At 40.6% G+C, this 20717-nt stretch carries 21 protein-coding genes; 14 read left to right on the forward strand and 7 right to left on the reverse strand.

Features of this window, described 5'->3' with window-relative positions:
• Window positions 1–71 precede the first annotated feature (71 nt).
• The 4 genes from miaB (at window position 72) to ACFPA1_RS02620 (ending at window position 3143) form a co-directional block, all read left to right on the forward strand.
• Window positions 72–1616 (forward strand): tRNA (N6-isopentenyl adenosine(37)-C2)-methylthiotransferase MiaB, encoded by a 1545-nt coding sequence (gene miaB / locus ACFPA1_RS02605; protein ID WP_213140731.1) that lies wholly within the window; start codon window positions 72–74, stop codon window positions 1614–1616.
• A 1-nt stretch (window position 1617) separates the two neighbouring features.
• The gene (locus tag ACFPA1_RS02610; RefSeq protein ID WP_213140730.1) at window positions 1618–2073 is read left to right on the forward strand and encodes a RicAFT regulatory complex protein RicA family protein; all 456 of its coding nucleotides are present in this window, start codon (window positions 1618–1620) and stop codon (window positions 2071–2073) included.
• A 214-nt stretch (window positions 2074–2287) separates the two neighbouring features.
• Window positions 2288–2833, forward strand: a complete 546-nt coding sequence (locus ACFPA1_RS02615; protein WP_213140729.1) for an outer spore coat protein CotE — start codon at window positions 2288–2290, stop codon at window positions 2831–2833.
• A 109-nt stretch (window positions 2834–2942) separates the two neighbouring features.
• A complete protein-coding gene (locus ACFPA1_RS02620; protein WP_213141341.1) occupies window positions 2943–3143 on the forward strand; it encodes a hypothetical protein in 201 nt (66 codons plus the stop codon).
• Window positions 3144–3154: 11 nt separating this feature from the next.
• Here ACFPA1_RS02620 and ACFPA1_RS02625 read toward each other — a convergent pair whose 3' ends face one another.
• Window positions 3155–3712 (reverse strand): GNAT family N-acetyltransferase, encoded by a 558-nt coding sequence (locus ACFPA1_RS02625; protein ID WP_213140728.1) that lies wholly within the window; start codon window positions 3710–3712, stop codon window positions 3155–3157.
• A gap of 173 nt (window positions 3713–3885) precedes the next feature.
• Between ACFPA1_RS02625 and ACFPA1_RS02630 the strand changes: the two genes are divergently transcribed.
• From ACFPA1_RS02630 to ACFPA1_RS02645, 4 genes are all read left to right on the forward strand, one after another.
• The gene (locus tag ACFPA1_RS02630; RefSeq protein WP_241113832.1) at window positions 3886–4629 is read left to right on the forward strand and encodes a prolipoprotein diacylglyceryl transferase; all 744 of its coding nucleotides are present in this window, start codon (window positions 3886–3888) and stop codon (window positions 4627–4629) included.
• A complete protein-coding gene (locus ACFPA1_RS02635) occupies window positions 4622–6037 on the forward strand; it encodes a radical SAM protein (RefSeq protein WP_213140726.1) in 1416 nt (471 codons plus the stop codon). The genes ACFPA1_RS02630 and ACFPA1_RS02635 overlap by 8 nt, the downstream gene beginning before the upstream one ends.
• A gap of 30 nt (window positions 6038–6067) precedes the next feature.
• Window positions 6068–6361 (forward strand): hypothetical protein, encoded by a 294-nt coding sequence (locus tag ACFPA1_RS02640; RefSeq protein ID WP_213140725.1) that lies wholly within the window; start codon window positions 6068–6070, stop codon window positions 6359–6361.
• A gap of 107 nt (window positions 6362–6468) precedes the next feature.
• Window positions 6469–6936: a flavin reductase family protein gene (locus ACFPA1_RS02645; protein WP_213140724.1), complete on the forward strand. Its 468-nt coding sequence runs from the start codon at window positions 6469–6471 to the stop codon at window positions 6934–6936.
• A 206-nt stretch (window positions 6937–7142) separates the two neighbouring features.
• On the opposite strand, the gene adhE is transcribed toward ACFPA1_RS02645, so the two are convergent.
• Window positions 7143–9743 carry a bifunctional acetaldehyde-CoA/alcohol dehydrogenase gene (adhE, locus tag ACFPA1_RS02650; protein ID WP_378581123.1) on the reverse strand — a complete coding sequence of 867 codons (2601 nt, stop codon included), beginning with the start codon at window positions 9741–9743 and terminating at the stop codon, window positions 7143–7145.
• A 265-nt stretch (window positions 9744–10008) separates the two neighbouring features.
• Between adhE and ACFPA1_RS02655 the strand changes: the two genes are divergently transcribed.
• Window positions 10009–10806 carry an ABC transporter ATP-binding protein gene (locus tag ACFPA1_RS02655; protein WP_378581125.1) on the forward strand — a complete coding sequence of 266 codons (798 nt, stop codon included), beginning with the start codon at window positions 10009–10011 and terminating at the stop codon, window positions 10804–10806.
• Between the two features lie 31 nt (window positions 10807–10837).
• On the opposite strand, the gene hpaB is transcribed toward ACFPA1_RS02655, so the two are convergent.
• Window positions 10838–12280, reverse strand: coding sequence for a 4-hydroxyphenylacetate 3-monooxygenase, oxygenase component (hpaB, locus tag ACFPA1_RS02660; RefSeq protein ID WP_378581127.1), 1443 nt, complete (start codon window positions 12278–12280; stop codon window positions 10838–10840).
• 255 nt (window positions 12281–12535) lie between these two features.
• Between hpaB and ACFPA1_RS02665 the strand changes: the two genes are divergently transcribed.
• The 5 genes from ACFPA1_RS02665 (at window position 12536) to qoxD (ending at window position 18070) form a co-directional block, all read left to right on the forward strand.
• The gene (locus tag ACFPA1_RS02665; RefSeq protein ID WP_378581129.1) at window positions 12536–13909 is read left to right on the forward strand and encodes a S8 family peptidase; all 1374 of its coding nucleotides are present in this window, start codon (window positions 12536–12538) and stop codon (window positions 13907–13909) included.
• Between the two features lie 353 nt (window positions 13910–14262).
• Entirely contained in the window at window positions 14263–15180 is a 918-nt protein-coding gene (qoxA, locus tag ACFPA1_RS02670; protein WP_213140718.1) for a cytochrome aa3 quinol oxidase subunit II, read from the forward strand.
• 64 nt (window positions 15181–15244) lie between these two features.
• Complete coding sequence (gene qoxB, locus ACFPA1_RS02675; RefSeq protein WP_213140717.1) at window positions 15245–17191, forward strand: cytochrome aa3 quinol oxidase subunit I; 1947 nt, start codon at window positions 15245–15247, stop codon at window positions 17189–17191.
• Complete coding sequence (gene qoxC, locus ACFPA1_RS02680) at window positions 17191–17787, forward strand: cytochrome aa3 quinol oxidase subunit III (RefSeq protein WP_378581131.1); 597 nt, start codon at window positions 17191–17193, stop codon at window positions 17785–17787. Before qoxB ends, qoxC begins: the two co-directional genes overlap by 1 nt.
• Window position 17788: 1 nt before the next feature.
• Entirely contained in the window at window positions 17789–18070 is a 282-nt protein-coding gene (gene qoxD / locus ACFPA1_RS02685) for a cytochrome aa3 quinol oxidase subunit IV (RefSeq protein ID WP_213140715.1), read from the forward strand.
• Window positions 18071–18110: 40 nt separating this feature from the next.
• Here qoxD and ACFPA1_RS02690 read toward each other — a convergent pair whose 3' ends face one another.
• The 4 genes from ACFPA1_RS02690 to ACFPA1_RS02705 form a co-directional block, all read right to left on the reverse strand.
• Complete coding sequence (locus ACFPA1_RS02690; RefSeq protein ID WP_378581134.1) at window positions 18111–18371, reverse strand: hypothetical protein; 261 nt, start codon at window positions 18369–18371, stop codon at window positions 18111–18113.
• A 198-nt stretch (window positions 18372–18569) separates the two neighbouring features.
• The gene (locus ACFPA1_RS02695) at window positions 18570–18992 is read right to left on the reverse strand and encodes a pyridoxamine 5'-phosphate oxidase family protein (RefSeq protein ID WP_213140713.1); all 423 of its coding nucleotides are present in this window, start codon (window positions 18990–18992) and stop codon (window positions 18570–18572) included.
• Window positions 18993–19006: 14 nt separating this feature from the next.
• Window positions 19007–20035: a spore photoproduct lyase gene (gene splB / locus ACFPA1_RS02700; protein ID WP_213140712.1), complete on the reverse strand. Its 1029-nt coding sequence runs from the start codon at window positions 20033–20035 to the stop codon at window positions 19007–19009.
• On the reverse strand, window positions 20028–20282 hold the full coding sequence (locus tag ACFPA1_RS02705) for a transcriptional regulator SplA domain-containing protein (RefSeq protein ID WP_378581136.1): 255 nt from the start codon (window positions 20280–20282) through the stop codon (window positions 20028–20030). The genes splB and ACFPA1_RS02705 overlap by 8 nt, the downstream gene beginning before the upstream one ends.
• Window positions 20283–20717: the final 435 nt, after the last annotated feature.

A 20717-nucleotide genomic window follows, 5' to 3' on the forward strand; every position in this document is an offset into this window, starting at 1 on the left:
TATGCACAGTAAAAAATTAGCATTCTTTATAATAATAGAAGTAATTTTTTAAAGAAAGGGGATTAACCCACATGAACGAAAAGCAACGATTAGAAGGTCAGCAAGTAAACGCTGCTAATTCTTCGGACAAAAAATCCGCCAAGGATTACAGCAAATACTTCGAACAAGTAATTACTGGGCCTTCCTTAAAAGATGCAAAAAAGCGTGGTAAAGAAGAAGTAAAGTACCAAAATGATTTTGCTATTCCAGAAGAATTTCGCGGAATGGGTAAAGGCCGTAAGTTTTATATTCGCACTTACGGTTGCCAGATGAACGAACACGATACAGAAGTAATGTCAGGTATCTTTTTAGCTTTAGGTTATGAGCCGACTGACCGTACTGAGGATGCCAATGTTATTCTATTGAATACTTGTGCGATTCGCGAAAATGCGGAGAATAAAGTATTCGGTGAGCTTGGCCATCTGAAGGCATTAAAAATGGAAAAGCCGGACCTGCTTCTTGGCGTCTGCGGCTGTATGTCACAGGAAGAGTCAGTCGTTAATAAAATTTTAAAAACATATCAGCAAGTTGATATGATTTTTGGTACTCATAATATTCACAGACTGCCTAATATCCTTCATGAAGCATACATGTCTAAGGAAATGGTAGTAGAAGTATGGTCCAAGGAAGGCGACGTAATTGAAAACCTTCCAAAGGAACGCCGCGGCAATATCAAGGCATGGGTAAATATTATGTACGGCTGTGATAAATTCTGTACGTATTGTATCGTTCCATTTACACGCGGTAAAGAACGCAGCCGTCGTCCTGAAGAAATCATCCAGGAAGTGCGCCAGTTAGCAGCGCAGGGCTATAAGGAAATCACTTTACTTGGTCAAAATGTGAATGCTTACGGAAAAGACTTTGAGGATTTGAAATATGGACTTGGAGATCTGATGGATGAAATCCGTAAAATTGATATTCCAAGAGTTCGTTTCACAACAAGTCACCCGCGCGACTTTGATGACCATTTAATTGAAGTCCTAGCAAAGGGCGGCAATTTAATGAATCATATTCACTTGCCAGTACAATCAGGCTCAACGGATGTATTGAAAATTATGGCTCGTAAGTACACAAGAGAACAATATTTAGAACTAGTTAGAAAAATCAAAACCGCCATTCCGGATGTCGCATTGTCAACGGATATTATTGTCGGCTATCCAAACGAGACCGACGAACAATTTGAAGAAACAATGTCACTTTACCGTGAAGTAGGTTTTGAAATTGCCTATACATTTATTTACTCTCCACGTGAAGGCACTCCAGCGGCCAAGATGGAGGATAACGTCCCAATGGAAGTAAAGAAAGAACGTTTACAGCGTTTAAACAACCTTGTAAACGAGCTTTCTGCTGAGGCTATGAAAAAATATCAGGGCCAAATTGTCGAGGTACTAGTGGATGGGGAAAGTAAAAACAATCCGGATGTCCTTGCCGGCTATACAAGCAAGAACAAATTAGTCAATTTTGTTGGTCCTAAGTCAGCGATTGGCAAAATTGTAAAAGTAAAAATTAACGAAGCAAAAACATGGTCATTAAACGGAGAAATGGTGGAAGAACTAGAACCAGCAGAGGTGAACTAAAGTGACGAAGTATACAAAAGACGATATCGTCGCTCGTGCAAAAGAATTGGCTCGCATGATTGCAGATACTCAGGAAGTGGATTTCTTTAAACGGGCAGAAGCGCAAATTCATGATAATCAAAAGGTGAAAACATTAATTGCTGATATTAAGGGATTGCAAAAGCAAGCTGTAAACCTGCAGCATTATGGCAAACCGGAAGCATTGAAAAAGGTTGAAGAAAAAATCGCTTCTATCGAACAAGAGCTGGATGACATTCCAGTTGTTCAAGATTTCAAGGAATCGCAAATCGAAGTAAATGAATTGCTTCAGTTAATTGCGACAACCATTTCAAATACTGTCACAGATGAAATCATTATTTCAACAGGCGGTGATGTGCTGCTTGGGGAAACCGGCGCCAGCATGAAAAATGGCGGCGGAGCCTGTGAAGGACACGATGATTGCGATCACGAGCATTAAAAAATGTAAGCCAGACTTTCTGAAGTCTGGCTTATTTTTTTCCTTATATGGATTCCTCCCGCAAAAGACTACCCCCTTAAGGCACACACCTAGACATCCCGCATAAGATGAATCATGACTAAACTTTTATCCAGTATTCGCAGATTTAGATATCACACTAGTATAGACATTCGCATAGGATGAAATGAAACTGAATGAGGAGGGTTCGCGCAAAATGGGAGAATATAGAGAGATATTTGCGAAGGCCGTAGTAGCGAAGGGACGGAAGTTTACAAAGTCCAATCATACGATTAGCCCGGCACACAATCCATCCAGCGTTCTCGGCTGTTGGGTTATCAACCATAAATATAACGCGAAAAAAGTTGGTAAAACAGTTGAGATACACGGCACTTATGACATCAATACTTGGTACTCCTTTAACGATAACACCAAAACAGAAGTGGTTACGGAACGGGTCCAATACACAGATGTCATTAAGTTAAAATACCGTGACCATGACTGCATGGACGACAGCGAAATTGTAGCAAAAGTATTGCAGCAGCCAAACACCTGTGAAGCCGTCATTTCCCCAAATGGCAACAAAATCATCGTTCATGTCGAAAGGGAGTTCTTGGTTGAAGTCATTGGTGAAACCAAGGTTTGTGTCCGCGTAAATCCTGAAGGATGCAGAGACAATGATGATGAATGGGGCATGGATGTTGACGACGAGGAATTCGAAGAATTAAGTCCGGATTTCTTAGTAGGTGGCGAAGAAGAATAACTTTAACTAGGAGGTTTTTGCTTCCTAGTTTTTCTTTTTTTCAAGAAATGTTTGAATGCATGTTTACCAGTTAAAATCAGCATGCTAATTTCTAGGAGGTGGTAATCACTTGGAAACGAAACAACCGGGAAATAGCAATATGACTGATTTTGATAAGTTAAATGACCGAATCATTGCGGAAAGTCCAACCGGACCCATGTTAGTAATTAAAACAAATTTGGACCCAAAGAACGTTACCGAAAATAATCCTTATTATCATAATGAAAAGGCTAAGGATCCGAAGGAATTTAAAGACTACTTTGAGGAATGAAAAGAGCCAGGTTACTTATTTTCCTGGCTCTTTTCCCATTCTGGCTTTAGTATCGATAATACATATGTATCATGAATATGATTGCTTTGATGCATATAGCCTCGTAGAATGCCCTCTTTCGTAAAGCCCATTTTTTGAAGCAGGTTGACCGAGGCTGCGTTTTCCGGATAAACGATGGCCCCGATCCGATACAATTCCATTTGCGTAAAACTAAACTGTAATACTTCTATAATGGCCTCAGTCGCATACCCTTTTCTCCAAAGAGCAGGATGCAGTTCATAGCCAATTTCGGCCCGTTTGTTTTTCAGTTGCAGGTTATTAAGACCGATGGTTCCAATAATCTTTTGATTTTCCTTCAGCTTAATTCCCCAGCGGATTCCCCGTTTATCTTGATAATTCTTTTGAAACAAATCAATTAATTTCATGGCCTCGGCCGGCAGGGTAAACCGTTCGGTTCCATAGAACCTCGTTACTTCATTTTGCGAAAATATTTCAAACAAACTTTCGACATGGCGATGGGTGAGTTTGATTAATTGTAATCTTTTGGTTTCAAGGATTGGAAAGTTCACAGATTCACCTCGGCTAAAACTTGTTCATCTATCAGTTTATATCGAGGATCGAAAAAAAGAAAGAAATACAATAACGTTTAGAAAATTTTAAAAAATATGATAATTTTTTTCTATGATTCTGATAAGATAAAGAAGAAAACATGGAGTATTCTTTAAAGGAGGATAACGTTTTAGTGAACTTCCCTTTCTATATTTTTGGCATTCACCCCCATCTATTATTAGAATCATTAGCCTATTTTATCGGCTTCCGCGTTTATTTATATACACGAAATAAAGATAGAATCCCAATGGATAAAGCCCTTTGGGTCATTGTTGGGGCAATCTTAGGCGCTGCTTTCGGCTCTAAATTTCTCTATTGGCTTGAAGACCCAAAGGAAACGCTGGAAAATTGGCATAATCTTATTTATTTAATGGAAGGAAAAACAATTGTCGGCGGATTACTAGGCGGGCTGATTGGTGTTGAAACAGCCAAAAAATGCATTGGATGGAAGCGCTCGACCGGCGATGACTTTGTTTTGCCATTGGCTGTTGGAATGATGATTGGCCGAATTGGCTGTTTTTTAACCGGCTTAGATGACCACACTTATGGGACGGCTACAACTTGGATCACCGGGATGGACTTTGGGGACGGAATAAAGCGGCACCCCACACAGCTTTATGAAATAGCTTTTTTGGGTGCTCTTGCCGTCGCACTTTTTCAGCTAAAGAGAAATAGGATCGGCTGGGAAGGCCTGCTATTTCAGCTGTACATGCTTGGTTATTTAACGTTTCGGTTCATGATTGATTTTATTAAACCAACCCCGCACCCATATTGGCTTTTAAACAATATTCAAGTGGCAAGCTTGCTGGGGATCTTGTATTACATATGGCTCATTAATAAAAAACAAACAGAGAAGAGGAGAGAAATCCATGCCTAACCGGCCGTATTTATTTTATGAATTAACAAACAGCATCTGCTCGACCTGTCATCGTAAAGTGGAAGCCAAGGTCATCATTGAAAATGAAAAGGTTTATTTGGTTAAGCATTGTATGCAGCACGGCAGGGAAAAGGTTTTGATTTCAACAGACGTCGATTATTATAAGTGGTGCCGTGAATTTATTAAGCCCTCGGAAATGCCATATCGCTGGAATACGCCAATTAAATATGGCTGCCCGTATGATTGTGGCCTTTGTCCGGACCATGAACAGCATAGCTGTTTAACACTATTGGAGATTACCGAGCGCTGCAACCTGAAATGCCCGATTTGCTATGCGGATTCCTCGCCGCATAAAGGGACCTTCCGCAGCATAGAAAAAATAGAATTTATGCTAGATAGCATTATTAAAAATGAGCGTGAGCCTGATATCGTCCAAATTAGCGGGGGCGAACCAACGATTCATCCGCAGTTCTTTGACATCCTGGACATGGCAAAATCACGGCCAATCCGTCATATAATGGTGAATACAAATGGGCTCCGAATCGCAAATGACAAGGAATTTGTCAAGCGCTTAGCCTCGTATTCTCCTGGCTTTGAAATCTATCTTCAATTTGACAGCTTTGAAATAGAAGCATTGGAGGAATTAAGGGGAGTAGATTTACGAGAGATTCGTCAAAAGGCGATTGACCATTTAAATGAATTTAATATATCTACTACACTTGTTGTCACCTTGAAAAAGGGATTAAACGACCATGAAGTAGGAAAAATCATTCAATACGGTCTGCAGCAGAAGTGTGTCCGCGGGGTGACCTTTCAGCCTATTCAAGCAGCAGGTAGATTGGAGGAATATGACCCTTCTGTTAACCGCTTAACGCTGAGTGAAGTACGGCAAATGATTATTGACCAATCGAATGTGTTTGGATCAAAGGATATAATCCCCGTCCCATGCCATCCTGATTGCCTGGCAATGGGCTATGCCTTAAAGCTTAATGGGGATGTGACACCGCTAACAGGATTAATCGATCCTAATATTTTGCTGGAAGGCGAGCGCAACACCATCGTTTTTGAACAGGACGATAATATTAAAAATATGATATTTAAATTGTTCTCCTTGAACCATTCTCCGGATTCCTCGGCCTTGTCCTTGAAGGACTTGTTATGCTGCCTGCCAAAGGTGGCAATGCCGGGAGAAATCGGCTATGACAACGTCTTCCGGGTGATTATTATGCAGTTCTTAGATGCACATAACTTTGATGTCCGCTCCGTAAAAAAATCCTGTGTCCATATCGCCCATCCGGATGGCCGGATTATTCCGTTTGATACGTACAATTTATTTTATCGGGATGAAAAGGAACAAGAATTGAAGAAAATCCAACAGGAACTGGAAGAACGAACATTTATAAAATAGTAGTTTTGAGCATTTAAGGGGGGAATAGGCATGAATCAAAATCAAGGGAACAATTCAAAGGATGGGAGTTTAAAAGACCTATGGATTGGGATTGGCATCACCATCGGGATTTATCTTCTAGGGTTATTGGTTTTGTTAGTTTTCTCCCCGATGTTTTTTGCTTATCTATGTATAGCCGCCATTGCCATGATTGTGATTCCAATCATTTGTTTTACAAAGGGAAGGAAGCGGATGGGCCAGGGGGCATTGATTGGTCTCGGGATTAATATTCTATTATTTACAGCTTGTTTTGGAATCCTGATTTCCGGGCTTGGTGGTTTATAGAATGTTAAAAGCAAGTGCTTTTTATAAGGTACCTGCTTTTACCATTCATTTATATTGGTTTTGCAACATAGTTATAAATTAATGTGGAAAGCTGGGAGGGACTGCTAATGGATGATCGTTTATTTCGAAATGCGATGGGGAAGTTTGCAACAGGGGTAACAGTGGTGGCAACAGAGGTGGATGGCAAGGCTCACGGGATGACGGCAAATGCGTTTATGTCTGTATCGCTCAACCCAAAACTGGTTGTCGTATCAATTGCGGAAAAAGCATCTATGCTTGAAAAAATAAAAAAGTCCAATACATTCTCGGTCAATATCCTGTCGGCTGAACAGCAGGAGTTGTCGATGATTTTCGCGGGGCAGCTGAAGGAGCATCGGGAAGTGGCGTTTGACCGGCTGGGCGGGGTGCCTGTTATCGCCGGGGCACTGGCGCAGGTCGCATGTGAAGTAACAGCTGCACATGTGGAAGGGGACCATACACTATTTATAGGCAGGGTAATTGAAATTTCCATTGAAGAATCAAACGCCGAACCGCTTATTTATTTTAGCGGGAAATACAGGTCTCTAGCAGAATAGGATATAAAAAGATGGATTAAAATATCTGCGGATTTTTAAGGGATATCTGCGAATTTTGAAATATATCTGCGAATTTCCAATTATATCTGCGAATCCCCGAATATATCTGCGAATTCCTGAATTTATCTGCGAATCGTTATATTGGATAAACCCAAACAAAAAAAGTGCCTCAAATCCCCGATTGAGGCACCTCCCATATATTAAAACTATACCCCTTTATAAGCTTGACGCAGGATTTCCATCAGTTCTCTAGTTAATGGACGCTTCGGATTGACGTTTGTATCAGGATCATGAAAGGCATGTAAGGCCATCTCGGCAATCTTACTTTCATATACAGGTTGGCTCACACCGCATTCCTCGACGCTTAAAGGCATATCGAGCTCTCTTGCCAAACTAATCACCGCTTCAACCAAGCTTTCAATACCTTCTTCCGTTGTCCGTGCCGGAAGCCCCAGCATTTTTGCCAGCTCAGCATAACGTTTATCAGCCTTATAATACTCATAACCGGCAAATGGCGTAAATTTCGTCGGCTTCACCGCGTTATAGCGAATAACAAGCGGCAAGAAAATCGCGTTTGCGCGGCCGTGAGCGATATTGAACTCGGCGCCAACCGCATGGGCAAGGCTGTGATTAATTCCTAAATAGGCGTTATTAAATGCAAGGCCCGCAATCGTGGAAGCGTAATGCATTTTCTCGCGGGCCAGCTCATCAAAACCGTTACGGTACGCCCTTGGCAAATACTCAAATACTAGCTGAATGGCCTTAATAATCTGTCCATCTGTAAAATCATTGGCAACGACTGAAACAAAAGCTTCAAGAGCATGTGTTAAGACATCCATTCCGGTGTCTGCTGTGTTTTCCTTCGGAACAGTCATCGAGAACTGTGGATCGATGATCGCCACATCTGGTAAAAGTTCAGGGTCGGAAAGCGGGTATTTAATATTCGCTTTTTTATCCGTGATGACGGCAAAGGAGGTAACCTCCGAACCTGTTCCGGAAGTAGTCGGAATCGCGATCAACTTAGCCTTCTCCCGAAGCTTCGGATAAGTCACAACTCGTTTTCTCGGATTAAGAGTCTTCAGTTTCAAGGTGTTAAAGTTTGCCTCAGAATCCTCGTAAAATAACCACATCGCTTTTGCTGCATCAAGGACAGAACCGCCTCCTAAGGCAATGATCATATTCGGTTTAGCGTGTCTCATCAATTCAGCACCCGCCATGACCGTTTCGATGCTAGGGTCAGGCTCCACCTCAGAAAACACCTCATAGTGGACAAAATCAGGTCGTTTCGTTAGAAAATGGAGCACTTTATCGACATAACCGTTTTTCACCGAACTTGGGCTTGTGACAATAAATGCCCTTTTAATATCCGGGATGATTTCCAATGCCTGAACAGAATTCTTACGATAATAAATTTGTGGCGGTGTCCTTAGGATTTGGGCGTTATTATTGCGTTTGGCCACCTTTTTAATATTAAGTAAATGCATGGCACCGACATTGACTGAAACCGAGTTTCCTCCATATGTGCCCGTGCCAAGGGTTAGTGTCGGCAGTAAATCGTTATAAACGTTTCCAGTTGCCCCTTGGGCGGAAGGAGTATTGATTAGGATCCTTCCTGCTCTCATTCTCATCGCGTACTGTTCAACAATCTGGTCATTAGCCGTATGAATGGAAGCGGTGTGGCCGAGTCCACCGTATTCTAATGTGGCTTCTGCCAGGTTAAAGGCTTCCTCTGTACTATTTGCCTTATAGCAGGCAAGAACAGGGCTTAGTTTTTCACAGGAAAGCGGATATTTTGGTCCGACTCCTTCCAACTCGACCACTAAAACCTTGGTATCAAATGGGACTTCGATTCCGGCCATTTGGGCAATTTTAAAGGCTGGAAGACCGACAATCATCGGATTGAGGAATCCGGTTTCTTCTTTTATCGCTACTTTTTCTAACTGTTTCCTTTCCTCCTCATTTAAAAAGTAACAGTTGTTGGCGATCATTTCCGTAATGACTTCGGTATAGATTTCTTTATCGATGATTAACGCTTGCTCAGAGGCACAAATCATTCCATTATCATAGGTTTTCGACATAATCAGGTCTTGGACGGAACTCTTGATATTGGCAGTTTTTTCGAAATAACAAGGTACATTGCCTGGTCCGACACCAATTGCCGGTTTGCCGGAACTATATGCGGCTTTCACCATGCTAGAACCTCCGGTCGCAAGAATTAGCGATACTTTTGGATGCTTCATTAACATATTGATACCATCCAGAGTGGTAGTTTCCATCCATTGAATACAATTTTCAGGAGCGCCTGCACGGACAGCGGCTTCTCTTAGAAGTTCAGCTGTGAACCTTCCCGAATTCTGTGAAACGGGGTGAAAGGAAAAAACAATCGGATTTCTTGTTTTCATAGAAATAAGAGATTTATAAATGACAGTGGATGTGGGATTTGTCACAGGCACCAGCGCGGCGATGACCCCGACAGGTTCGGCAATTTCATAGCTGCCCTCATGCGCGTTTTCACTGATAATGCCGACCGTTTTCAGATTTCGAAGGGTGTGATAAATCATCTCTGTTGCAAACATATTTTTCGTGATTTTATCTTCGTAAAGGCCTCGATTCGTTTCCTCAACAGCCATTCTGGCAAATTTATCGTGGTTCTCGAGTGCAACAAGTGCCAACTGCTTGACAATTTCATCGACCATTTCCTGCGTAAAGCTGCGAAACTCCGTAGCTGCCTGAGCGGCATTAGCTGCTAATCGGTCAATCATCGAAACTGTTTGCTTTTGCTGTAACATTTTTTCTTCCACTGCCATTGATTGTTCCTCCCTAAAATCATTTATTGTGAAATGTTGAACAATAGTAAATTAATATTTTCCTTACGTTCAAAATATAGCAATCGTAAACCAAGAAATTTGTAGAATTATGCGGCGAAAGTTGGGGAAACACTTATAAATAGAATAGTTTCAAAGAATGTTCATAATTGCTTTTTTTAGAGTGGAAAACTCTCAATATTTTTATTTTCGGAAAATTTTGATACTATATTATGTATAAAGTCAATCATAAGAGGGGAGTAAAATAATGATTCTGCAACTAGAGGACGTTTCGCTCAAACGGAGCGACAATTGGATTTTAAAAAATGTCAATTGGCAAATAGAAAAAGGGGAGCATTGGGTTTTATTCGGTTTAAACGGTTCTGGTAAAACGGCCATCCTAAATTTGCTGAACGCCTATAATTTCCCGACAAAGGGAAAAATTAATGTTTTAGGAATGGAGTTTGGGAAAACCTATCTTGCTGAAAAGCTGCGCAAGCAAATTGGCTTTGTTTCATCCTCACTTCAGGAAAAATTTCACCCGGGCGATAATGCCTTTGAAGTGGTACTAAGCGGAGCATTCGCTTCCATTGGTCTCTATGAAGCTCCCACAGACGAAATACGAAGAAAAGCCATTTCCTTACTTGAGGAGCTTGGCTGCATCGATTATGCTAACAGAAATTATGAAACTTTATCGCAAGGGGAGAAACAGCGGGTGTTAATTGCCCGCGCGTTAATGGCTGACCCGTCTTTGCTGATTCTCGATGAGCCAACGAACGGTCTGGACTTTATTGCCCGTGAAAAACTATTGGAATCAATCGAGACGATTGCCAAAAACCCAGATGCACCAGCCATCATTTATGTTACTCATCATGTGGAAGAGATTCTCCCTGTATTCAATAAAACCTTGTTGCTAAAGGAGGGGCAGGTTTTTGCGTACGGAAACACCAATGAAATGTTATCGAGCGAGGGCCTTACCCAATTTTTTAATCTGCCGGTTCGGGTTTCTTGGGAAAATAAAAGACCATTGCTGTCGAAGTTGCAGGTGATACATCAAAATAGTTAGAAGAATAGGATATCCCTTATGCAGGGATATCCTATTCTTTTAAATCAAGCAAATCTTTAATTCGCTTGCAATATTCTTCCTTTGGATAGGTTTGATACAAACCGCTAGACAAGCGGACAGGGTCGCCGAAGAAGTACCGTTCATACTGGGTTTGCCTTGTGCCAAATGAGCTCATCGTCAGGTCCCAGGCTAATCGAAAAAGCTTGACGCGGTCCTCGGCATTTTTTCTAGAGCCTTGCAGATAGGATTCCAAATCCTGTTTTATAGGGGAATTAAAGTCCTTTTCAGTCGGCAAGGTAACCATTCCACTCGCGCCAATTAATTGAATGATTTCGCTGAATCTAGGATAAATTTTTGGAAAGACATTGCTAGCGACTTTAAGAGGAATGAGGCTTGGTCTCATATAACCCCACTCATCCAATTCCGCCTCTTCCTCAGATTTGAGCAGCAGCGCCCTCATCGTTTCAAGTCCGATGATGATTTCTGAAAGTTTTTCTTGAATATGCTGATATCCGCAAACATTGATTGTATCCGAAAGGGACTCGGCAAGTCCCAATAGAAATTCTGTTTTCACAACCTGTCTAGTGATGGCCTGGTGGTAGGCGTGATGGTAGAATGAGCTTTTCTCCATGAATTCATTTGCTGCATCGACATTTTCGTAAAAAAAGACTCTCTCCCACGGGACCACCACATTATCAAAGACTAAAATCGTATCCATTTCTTCGTAACGCGAGCTGAGCGGATAATCAAAGGCAGACTCACCGCCTACAAACGACTCCCTGCAAAGAAATTTAAGTCCTTTCGTATCAGAAGGGATGGAAAATGCATAGGCATCCGCGTCATTTGTCACTCCGCCGGCTGAATAAACTAGGACTTCATCAGTTAAACCGCCTTGGGTCGCTAACAGGCGAGCCCCCTTGATAATAATTCCCTTTTCGTTTTTCCCGACGATTTTGGCGGCAATTGGTTCTTTCGATTTTTCAAAGTTGATTTGCGACCGGTTAACCTGAGGAGTTATGAAGGTGTGGGTAAACGAGAGATCTTGATTCCTTGCCCTTTCATAGAGGGAAATAATATTTTCCGGAAAGCAATTCTCACTCCCTTTTAAAAATAAGGCGGAGGAGGCAAAGGCCATAACGACTGAATTCATATAATCCGGACTTCTACCCATCAGCCCATTGGTATGCCTGGCCCAAATTTCGATCATGGTCCGCCTTCTTTTTAAATCCTCTTTCGTCCGTGGCTGTAAATAGGATAGCCCAATCCGCTCTTCCGTCTCATCGGATAAAAAGGTTAGCTTTTCTTTCAGGGTCAAATCAAACTGAAAATCATATAAAGATGCTTTGCTTTGAAGAAGGCCTCTAAATGCAGGATGTTCAGAAATTTTCCCTTCCAACCGTTCTCCATCCAGCCAAATTTCCTTGTTTAAACGATCCATACGTTCGATAAATTCTTTTCCGTTAATTGCTCCCATTTGACCACTCCCTAAAATATGGAGCATTAAAAAGTTTTGTAATTTATTTTATTGGGAAAGTGTTTGTCCTGCATGGGTTATCCAAACAATTGGACTAATTTGGGTATAAATGGAAATTAATATGGGTAATTATTCAAAAATAGGAACAAAGTGGTGCATAAAAAGATTGTAATAAGGACTTTAGTAGAATGTCTACAGTCCCTTTAAAATAATATAATGAAAATTGAGAAAAAGAGAAAGGGAGAGGTTGAAACGATGAAGAAGAAGATTTTTGGAAGCGCTTTATCCGTTGCTTTGGGAGCATCCGTTATATTTAGCGGAGGGATTTCAAAAAGCAGTGCTGCACCTGTGAACAAGGAGTACATAGTAATTTTTAAGGATCAATCCCAGCTTCCTGCAGGATATGAAAAAATGATCAAGGACGCCGGCGGAAAAGTGACAGGGAAGTTGGATAAGCTGGGGGCTGTTGAAGTAAGTTCAACGAATACTGCGTTTCTAGATAAGGTGAAAAAATCGAGTCTTGTTTTGGATGCAGGGGTTGAGAAAATTGTGTATCCGGAAAAACCAGCTTATCAGGAAGCAGTTGAGCCAGGGGATATTTCCAACGCTGATTTGTATAATCAGAATCAATGGGATATCAAGCAAGTGACAAATAATGGCGCCTCTTGGAGTTTGCCGGGCGGTACAGGTAAACCTGTTTCAGGAAATGATATTGTTGTAGCTGTCGTTGATACTGGAATCGATTATAATCATCCTGATATAAAGGATAATTATGCCTACGGTAAATCATTTGTACCGGGTTATACAGATGCAATGGATGAAGATGGCCATGGCACGCATGTTGCCGGATCGATTGCTGGCAAGGGAAGAATCTTAGGAATAGGACCTGATCTGAAAGTAGCAGCCTACCGTGTCTTTGGGCCAACTGGCGGTGCTGAAACTGCCCATATTGCTGAGGCTCTGATGACAGCAGCGGACGACAATGTGGATGTTGTCAATATGTCCCTTGGCGGTTATGACTGGTTCCAAGATCCAGAGTATGCTACAAAAGATGTTGTGGCAGATGTTCGATTATTTAACAGGGCTATCCAATATGCTATCCAAAAAGGGGTAACAGTTGTTGGTTCTGCTGGTAATAATGGGGTGGATATTAGCAGTCCAGGACAATTAGCTGGTGACGACAATGGTTCTGTTCACAGAAGCCCTAGCAGTCAAACTATGATTCGGGTTTCAGCGGGTGGAGCTCTAAAAAATCTAACATTCTATTCTAATTACGGGGTAGGAAAAATTGATGTAATGGCACCTGGCGGAGATTTAGGTCCTAATTATGATCCAGCCACAAAAACCGGAAGAGACAACTCATACCTTTGTTTTAGTTCTGTACCACTTTATGACAAACAAGGTAACTTTTTAGAGCATGGCTATGCTTGGTATGCCGGCACTTCAATGGCCGCACCAAAAACAGCTGCCTTAGCGGGAGTGATCATCGCGAAGTACGGAAAAGACGTTCTTAAACCTGTGCAGGTAAAACAAATCATTCAGTCTTCAGCAGAAGATGTATTCAAACCAGGTTATGATGAAAAGGCTGGATTTGGATTAATCAATGCGGTTAGCGCATTAAATCAATAAAAAACAAAGCAAAGAAGCGATCGGTCGTGATCGCTTCTTTGCTTTGTTTTTTCACTACAGTGAATCTGAATTTTTTAAATAGAAACATAAATGTGAAGGGATTTTAAGGGTGCTTTTCCATAATCCTCAATCTACCCGCTAACCAATATTAAAAATATATTAAAAAAGCAAATGTATAGACCCTACTTTTACAAAATGTCGAATTCTTTTTGAACATTTAGTGACAAATCTTCCGAATGGGTGTCTTTTAATAATGTTTGGTATTAAGATAGTTACTAATTGATGTGATGTAAATCACAAACAAAAAATTTTTTTAACATGATATTTTTTAAATAAAAGAAAGGGGTACTAGCATGAAAGTAAAATCGGCATTATTACTGCTTGTTTTAACTATTGCCACAGTGCTAACAGGATGTGAACCACTCATGGTTCTTGATCCTAAAGGGCCGCAAGCCGAAAGGCAAGCCCATGATATTTTGTTATCCATTGGGATCATGTCGTTCATTGTAATTGTAGTTTTCGCTATTTTGATTTATGTGCTAATTAAGTATCGTGCCTCAAAGGCAAGCCCAGATTATGAACCGCCTCACATTGAAGGAAATAAATGGGTTGAGCTAATTTGCGTCGGTATTCCTGTCATTATTGTCACTTACTTTTCAATCGTTTCTGTTCAAAGTAACAATATTGTCGAAGCAAAACCAATAAAATATCAGGATAAAGATCCTTTAGTCATTTATGCATCCTCATCTGACTGGAAATGGCATTTTAGTTATCCAGAACAAAATATTGAAACTGTCAACTATTTGTATATTCCAACAGACCGGCCGATTGAATTTAAGCTTTATTCCTACGGACCAATCACTAGCTTCTGGATTCCACAACTTGGCGGTCAAAAATACGCTATGTCCGATATGGTGACGACACTGCACTTAGCTGCAGATGAACCGGGTGAAATGATGGGCCGTAATGCGAACTTCAGCGGTAAAGGTACTGCTGAAAATACGTTTAATGTTACAGCAATGTCTGAAAAGGATTTCGATAAATGGGTAAAAGACGTTAAGAAAACGGCAAAACCTTTATCAGAGAAAAAATTTGATGAGTTATTAAAGCCAGGACACCTTGGACAAATGACTTTTACAGGGACTCATTTAAAATTTAGTCCAGCACCAGAACACGATCACAGTCCTTCCGCAAAACCAGAGAAAGGTCAAACTGACCACTCAAAAATGGAAATGGATATGGATATGTCAGATCACCAAAATCATGAGTAATTGTGAACGGGTTAATGAAACGAATTATTGAAAAAATTAATCTCTCGAAAGGAGTTAATAAAGGATGGAGTTCTTTGAACGTTTTGCCATACCAAATCCAAGTCTTGCAATCTATGCATCTATGGTAGCGATTGGCCTAACAGTGGTTGCCATTATTGCAGGCCTAACCTATTTCAAAAAATGGGGATATTTATGGCGCGAATGGTTAACAACAGTTGATCATAAACGGATTGGAATTATGTATTTACTCTCTGCCTTAATTATGTTATTCCGCGGCGGCGTGGACGCGATTATGCTGCGTGCCCAGTTGGCTGTACCTGATAATAAACTGCTAGATCCACAGCATTATAATGAAGTTTTCTCAACACACGGGGTTATCATGGTCATGTTTATGGCAATGCCATTCATCTTTGCTTTCATGAACTATGTGGTTCCATTACAAATTGGCGCCCGTGACGTAGCCTTCCCAAGATTGAACGCATTAAGCTTCTGGCTGTTCTTCTTTGGTGCGATGTTGTTTAATATCTCGTTTGTTATCGGCGGATCTCCTGATGCAGGATGGACTTCTTATTTCCCGCTTGCAGGGAATGATTTCAGTCCACATGTCGGAACGAACTATTATATGATTGCGATTCAAATATCCGGTATCGGGTCGCTGATGACCGGTATTAACATGATTACAACAATCATGAAAATGAGAGCACCGGGCATGACCTTAATGAAAATGCCGATGTTTACATGGTCTGTTTTAGTAACAAACCTTATCATCGTAACGGTTTTCCCTGTCATTACAGTGGCGCTTGCGATGGGAACGATGGACAGATTGTTTGGAACTCACTTCTTTGCAACGACAAATGGCGGTATGGATATGCTCTGGGCTAACCTATTCTGGGTTTGGGGACATCCTGAAGTTTATATCCTTATATTACCTGCATTTGGTATTTACAGTGAGGTTATCTCAACCTTTGCCGGACGTAACCTTTATGGCTATAAATCAATGGTTGCATCAATGGTTATTATCTCAGCACTATCCTGTATGGTTTGGGCGCACCATTTCTTTACGATGGGGCAGGGGGCAGTTGCAAACAGCTTCTTCTCCATCACAACAATGATGATTGCCGTTCCAACAGGTGTTAAAATCTTCAACTGGTTATTTACGTTATGGAAAGGGAAAATTCGATTTACCGTTCCAATGTTATACTCTCTAGGGTTTATTCCGCTATTTGTAATCGGCGGGATGACAGGGGTCATGCTAGCGATGTCAGCTGCTGACTATCAGTACCATAACACAATGTTCTTAGTAGCTCACTTCCATAACACAATTATCCCGGGTGTAGTATTTGCTATGCTTGCTGGTCTAACCTATTATTGGCCAAAAATGTTTGGCTTTATGTTAAATGAAAGAATTGGGAAATGGTCATTCTGGACGCTTACGATCGGATTCTGCTTAGCGTTCTTCCCAATGTACATTACTGGTTTAGATGGTCAGGCACGCCGTATGTACACTTATTCAGAAGCAACAGGTTATGGACCATTAAATATGGTTTCATTCGTTGGTGCAGGTGTTATGGCCATCAGCTTTGCATTGATTGTCTATAACGTTTATTACAGTGTTCGTTATTCACCAAGAAATGTTGGTGCAGATCCATGGGATGCACGTTCGCTTGAATGGGCAACACATACTCCTGTACCGGAATACAACTTTGCCATCGAGCCTCAGGTTGCTTCTAGTGAAGCATTCTGGGATTCCAAGAAAAAAGGTCATGAGCTGTTCCCGGGTAAAGTGGAAAAAATCCATATGCCAAATAACAGTGGAGTTCCATTTATTATGGGCGCAATCTTCTTTGTGTTAGGATTTTCGTTGGTCTTCTCCTTATGGATTCCGGCAATTCTTTCACTAATTGGAATTTTGGCATGTATGGCTCTACGCTCATTCGAACAGGACCACGGCCGATATATTTCTGTTAAAGAAATAGAAGAAACTGAAACAAAACTGCGAGGTGCTAAATAATGAACGTCGATCACTCGCTGCCATTAGAATATGGTACAAAACAAAACGGACTGAATATTTTTGGCTTTTGGGTTTTCCTTGCAGCTGAAATTATGCTGTTTGCTACACTGTTTACTTCTTACTTTACGTTAGAGCATAGAACCGGAAGCGGTCCAAGTGGTACAGAAATTTTTGAAATAGCTCCGGTTATTATAGAAACACTTTTGTTATTAACAAGTAGTTTTACAATTGGACTTGGCGTTCACGCAATGCGTCTAGGACGCAAAAAAGCAATGATGACCTTCTTTGTGATTACACTTCTTCTTGGTCTAGGGTTCTTAGGCTTTGAAATTGATGAATTCATCACCTATATCCATGATGGTGCAACATTGCAGACTAGCGCATTTACTGCCATGCTAATGACTACATTAGGTACACACGGACTGCACGTTACCTTCGGATTATTCTGGGGAACAGCTATCCTTTTGCAAGTGAAAAAACGCGGCTTAACGCCTGAAACTGCGAATAAATCCTTTATCTTTTCACTTTACTGGCATTTCTTGGATGTCGTCTGGATCTTCATCTTCAGCTTCATCTATTTGAAAGGAATGATGTAAGATGAGCGAATTATTCCCACGAAAACAAATAATTGGTTTTGTCTTTTCCTTAGTCCTAACGGCAGCTGCTCTGGCAGTCTATTTCTTGAAACTCTCCTTTGCACAAGGAATGGTTGTCCTAGTTGCCACAGCATTTGTTCAGGCTCTTTTGCAGCTTGTTGTGTTTATGCACGCTGGCGAATCAGAAGATAAGTGGGTAATTTATGGCAAGGTATTTTTTATGATTGCCATGGCCCTGATTACTGTTTTTGGAACATTACTCATTTTCCTTTGGGATATGTAGATAAATGAAGAAAGGGAGCGTCCATTTGCGCTCTCTTTCTCTATCTTTTCACTAAATATAATCTTGGTTTCATTGGCGGGATTTCTAATCCCTTATCTGTCTTTTCTACCATTTCCTCAGTCGCGATAAAAAACATTCCCATCAAAAAGAACATCACCGCTCCCACAATGGTACCAATCCCAATCCCAGTGACCGGCATTAAACCGCTTACAACTCCGTATAAAAAAATCATGATACCTGTTAGCAAGGTAACACTGCCGGCCCATTTTGTTGCATGTAATATTTTCATTCGTGAATTCATTATTACGACCTCCTTGGGATGGGATATTTACACTTCCAAAATTCTTATACTATATATTATTCACCGAGTTCACAAAATTGTCAAAACTTTGTTCACGAAATTGTCAAAAAATATTTTAAATTTGTCACAAATATGTGGTATATGTTCGTGAAGACAAAAAGGATTCAGTTACACGACTGAATCCTTAAGGGGGAGAATCTACAAATTCAATTCTTGTGATGGTTCACCATTAAGATTCATAATACGAACGGTTTCTGGTTTTATCTCCAGAAAAATATAGTTCGGATCGTCAGGGCCGTTGAACCATTGATTAAATGACTCTTCCCAATATTGTTGTTTCAGCTGAGTAGAATCATTAACAGCGGTAGTTCCTGATATTTCAACATAGGAATCAGTTTGTCCTTTTTTTTCATAGCCTAATAAAACAGATACGTTCGGATTTTTCTCAATTTCCCCGATTTTTTCAGTATCCCTTTTTGTTGGTGTATATAAGGTTAATTCGTCGTTATAAAAAGTCATATACCGGGAATGAGGTTTATTATTTTCAACTGTCGATAGAATGCCCGTTTTGTGGTCTGAGATAACCTTCTGGACCTTTTCTTTTAAATCTGAATTTGTCATTAAAATCTACTCCTTTAAGTGAAGTACTCAATTTTTGCTTCAGGGAAATAATTATGGATATATGAACCCAAGGTATCTTTGATATCCTCTTGCTCTTGGTCGGTATACACGTACTTTCCGATCCCGTAGCGTCCCCATTTCCATTTCCGTTTCGACTCATCCAATTCCAATTTCGTCATTGGATAGTTTTTTTCTATGACCTTTTTTGCCGGTTTGGTAAAGCGATGTTGAATCAGCTCGAAGGTTAAGTCCTTTTTCGCTGCATTTGGAAGTTCGGCCTCTAATTTTTCAAACATTTCCTTATAGCCTTCCTTCCAACCGTCATGTAAATAGATAGGGGCGATTATAAAACCTAATGGGAATCCTGCATTCGCAACTTTTCCGGCCGCCTCAATTCTTTCTTGTTGGCGGGAGGTGCCTGGCTCAAAATTTTTGATAATATAATCATCGTTCATACTGAACCGAAAGCGGGTTTTTCCATTATGTTTGGCATCGAGCAAATGGTCGACATGGGCAAACTTTGTGACAAACCGAAGCTTTCCATATTCAGATTCACCAAAAAACTCAATCGCTTTTTTTAAGGTGTGGGTTAAGTGATCCACACCGACGATGTCCGAAGTACAGGATGCTTCAAATCGTGTAGGTTCCGGAGCACGTTCCTTCATATAATTCTCGGCTGCTTCAAAAATATCATCAATGTTGACATAGGTGCGGATATAGGGTTTACTGCCCATCGTCGTTTGCAAATAACAATAATGGCAATGACCCATGCAGCCAGTCACAAAGGGAATCGCATATTCTGCTGAAGGTTTGGAGGTATCAAATTTCAGCGTTTTTCTTACTCCGACCACGAGTGTTGATTTGGCGACACGATATCTTTGAAAGTCATTCTCTCCAGGTAAATTCCGAATTTGATTATGGGAGGTGGTTTGCCTGATCTCAATCCCCATATTTTCAAATTTGGACACAAGCTCTTTTCCAAGTGGATAGGTCAATGCATCGGGTTCTACATAGACAAGTTGAGGGACAAAGGGTTTAACCATAATAACCCTCGATTTCTGTGTAGCCGAATGCTTCCTGAAAGGCATTTTCCGCCTCGGAAGAAGAGCTAAAAACTGCTACTTCATCATTTAATGGATAATAGGTTTCATACACAAACAGCGCCAAATCACCTGGTGCATCGGGATTTTGGACAACCGCTGCTTCTTGGACATTGGCCACATCCTGTGCATGAGGATTGCGAATAATTACATATACTATTTGTCCCGGTTGAAAGGATTGAATCGACATGGTTTCATCCTTCCTTTCCTAAATGTGGTTTATTAACATATCCATGCTAATCCTTCATTATTTTCTCCAGTTTAAAATAAGTTATTTCTATTAAAAAAATACAAAAATTTCCCATTTTGTGAAACTATAATGACCTTTCCTCCGTCTAATTCAATGCTGTAAAAAGCAATAGAGAAATAGGGGGAAAACTAAATGAAGAAATTTTTATTACCATTCGCAGCATTAACCATGGCTATTGGTCTTGTTTATTAAGCCAATATGGGAATTCTATTTGGTCTATGATTATATTTTTTTATTTAAATGTGAATAAATAGTGAAAATTAAATGTGAAGAAAATGTGAAAATCTCATGAAGGAACTTCACATTTTTTTATTACGTTCTATAATACCCATATAGGTATAAAACCCGTTGGGGTATATCTAATAATGCTTAATT

Origin of the sequence: Neobacillus sp. GCM10023253 (assembly GCF_042653105.1) — a bacterium.
Taxonomy (GTDB): Bacteria; Bacillota; Bacilli; order Bacillales; family Cytobacillaceae; genus Neobacillus; species Neobacillus citreus.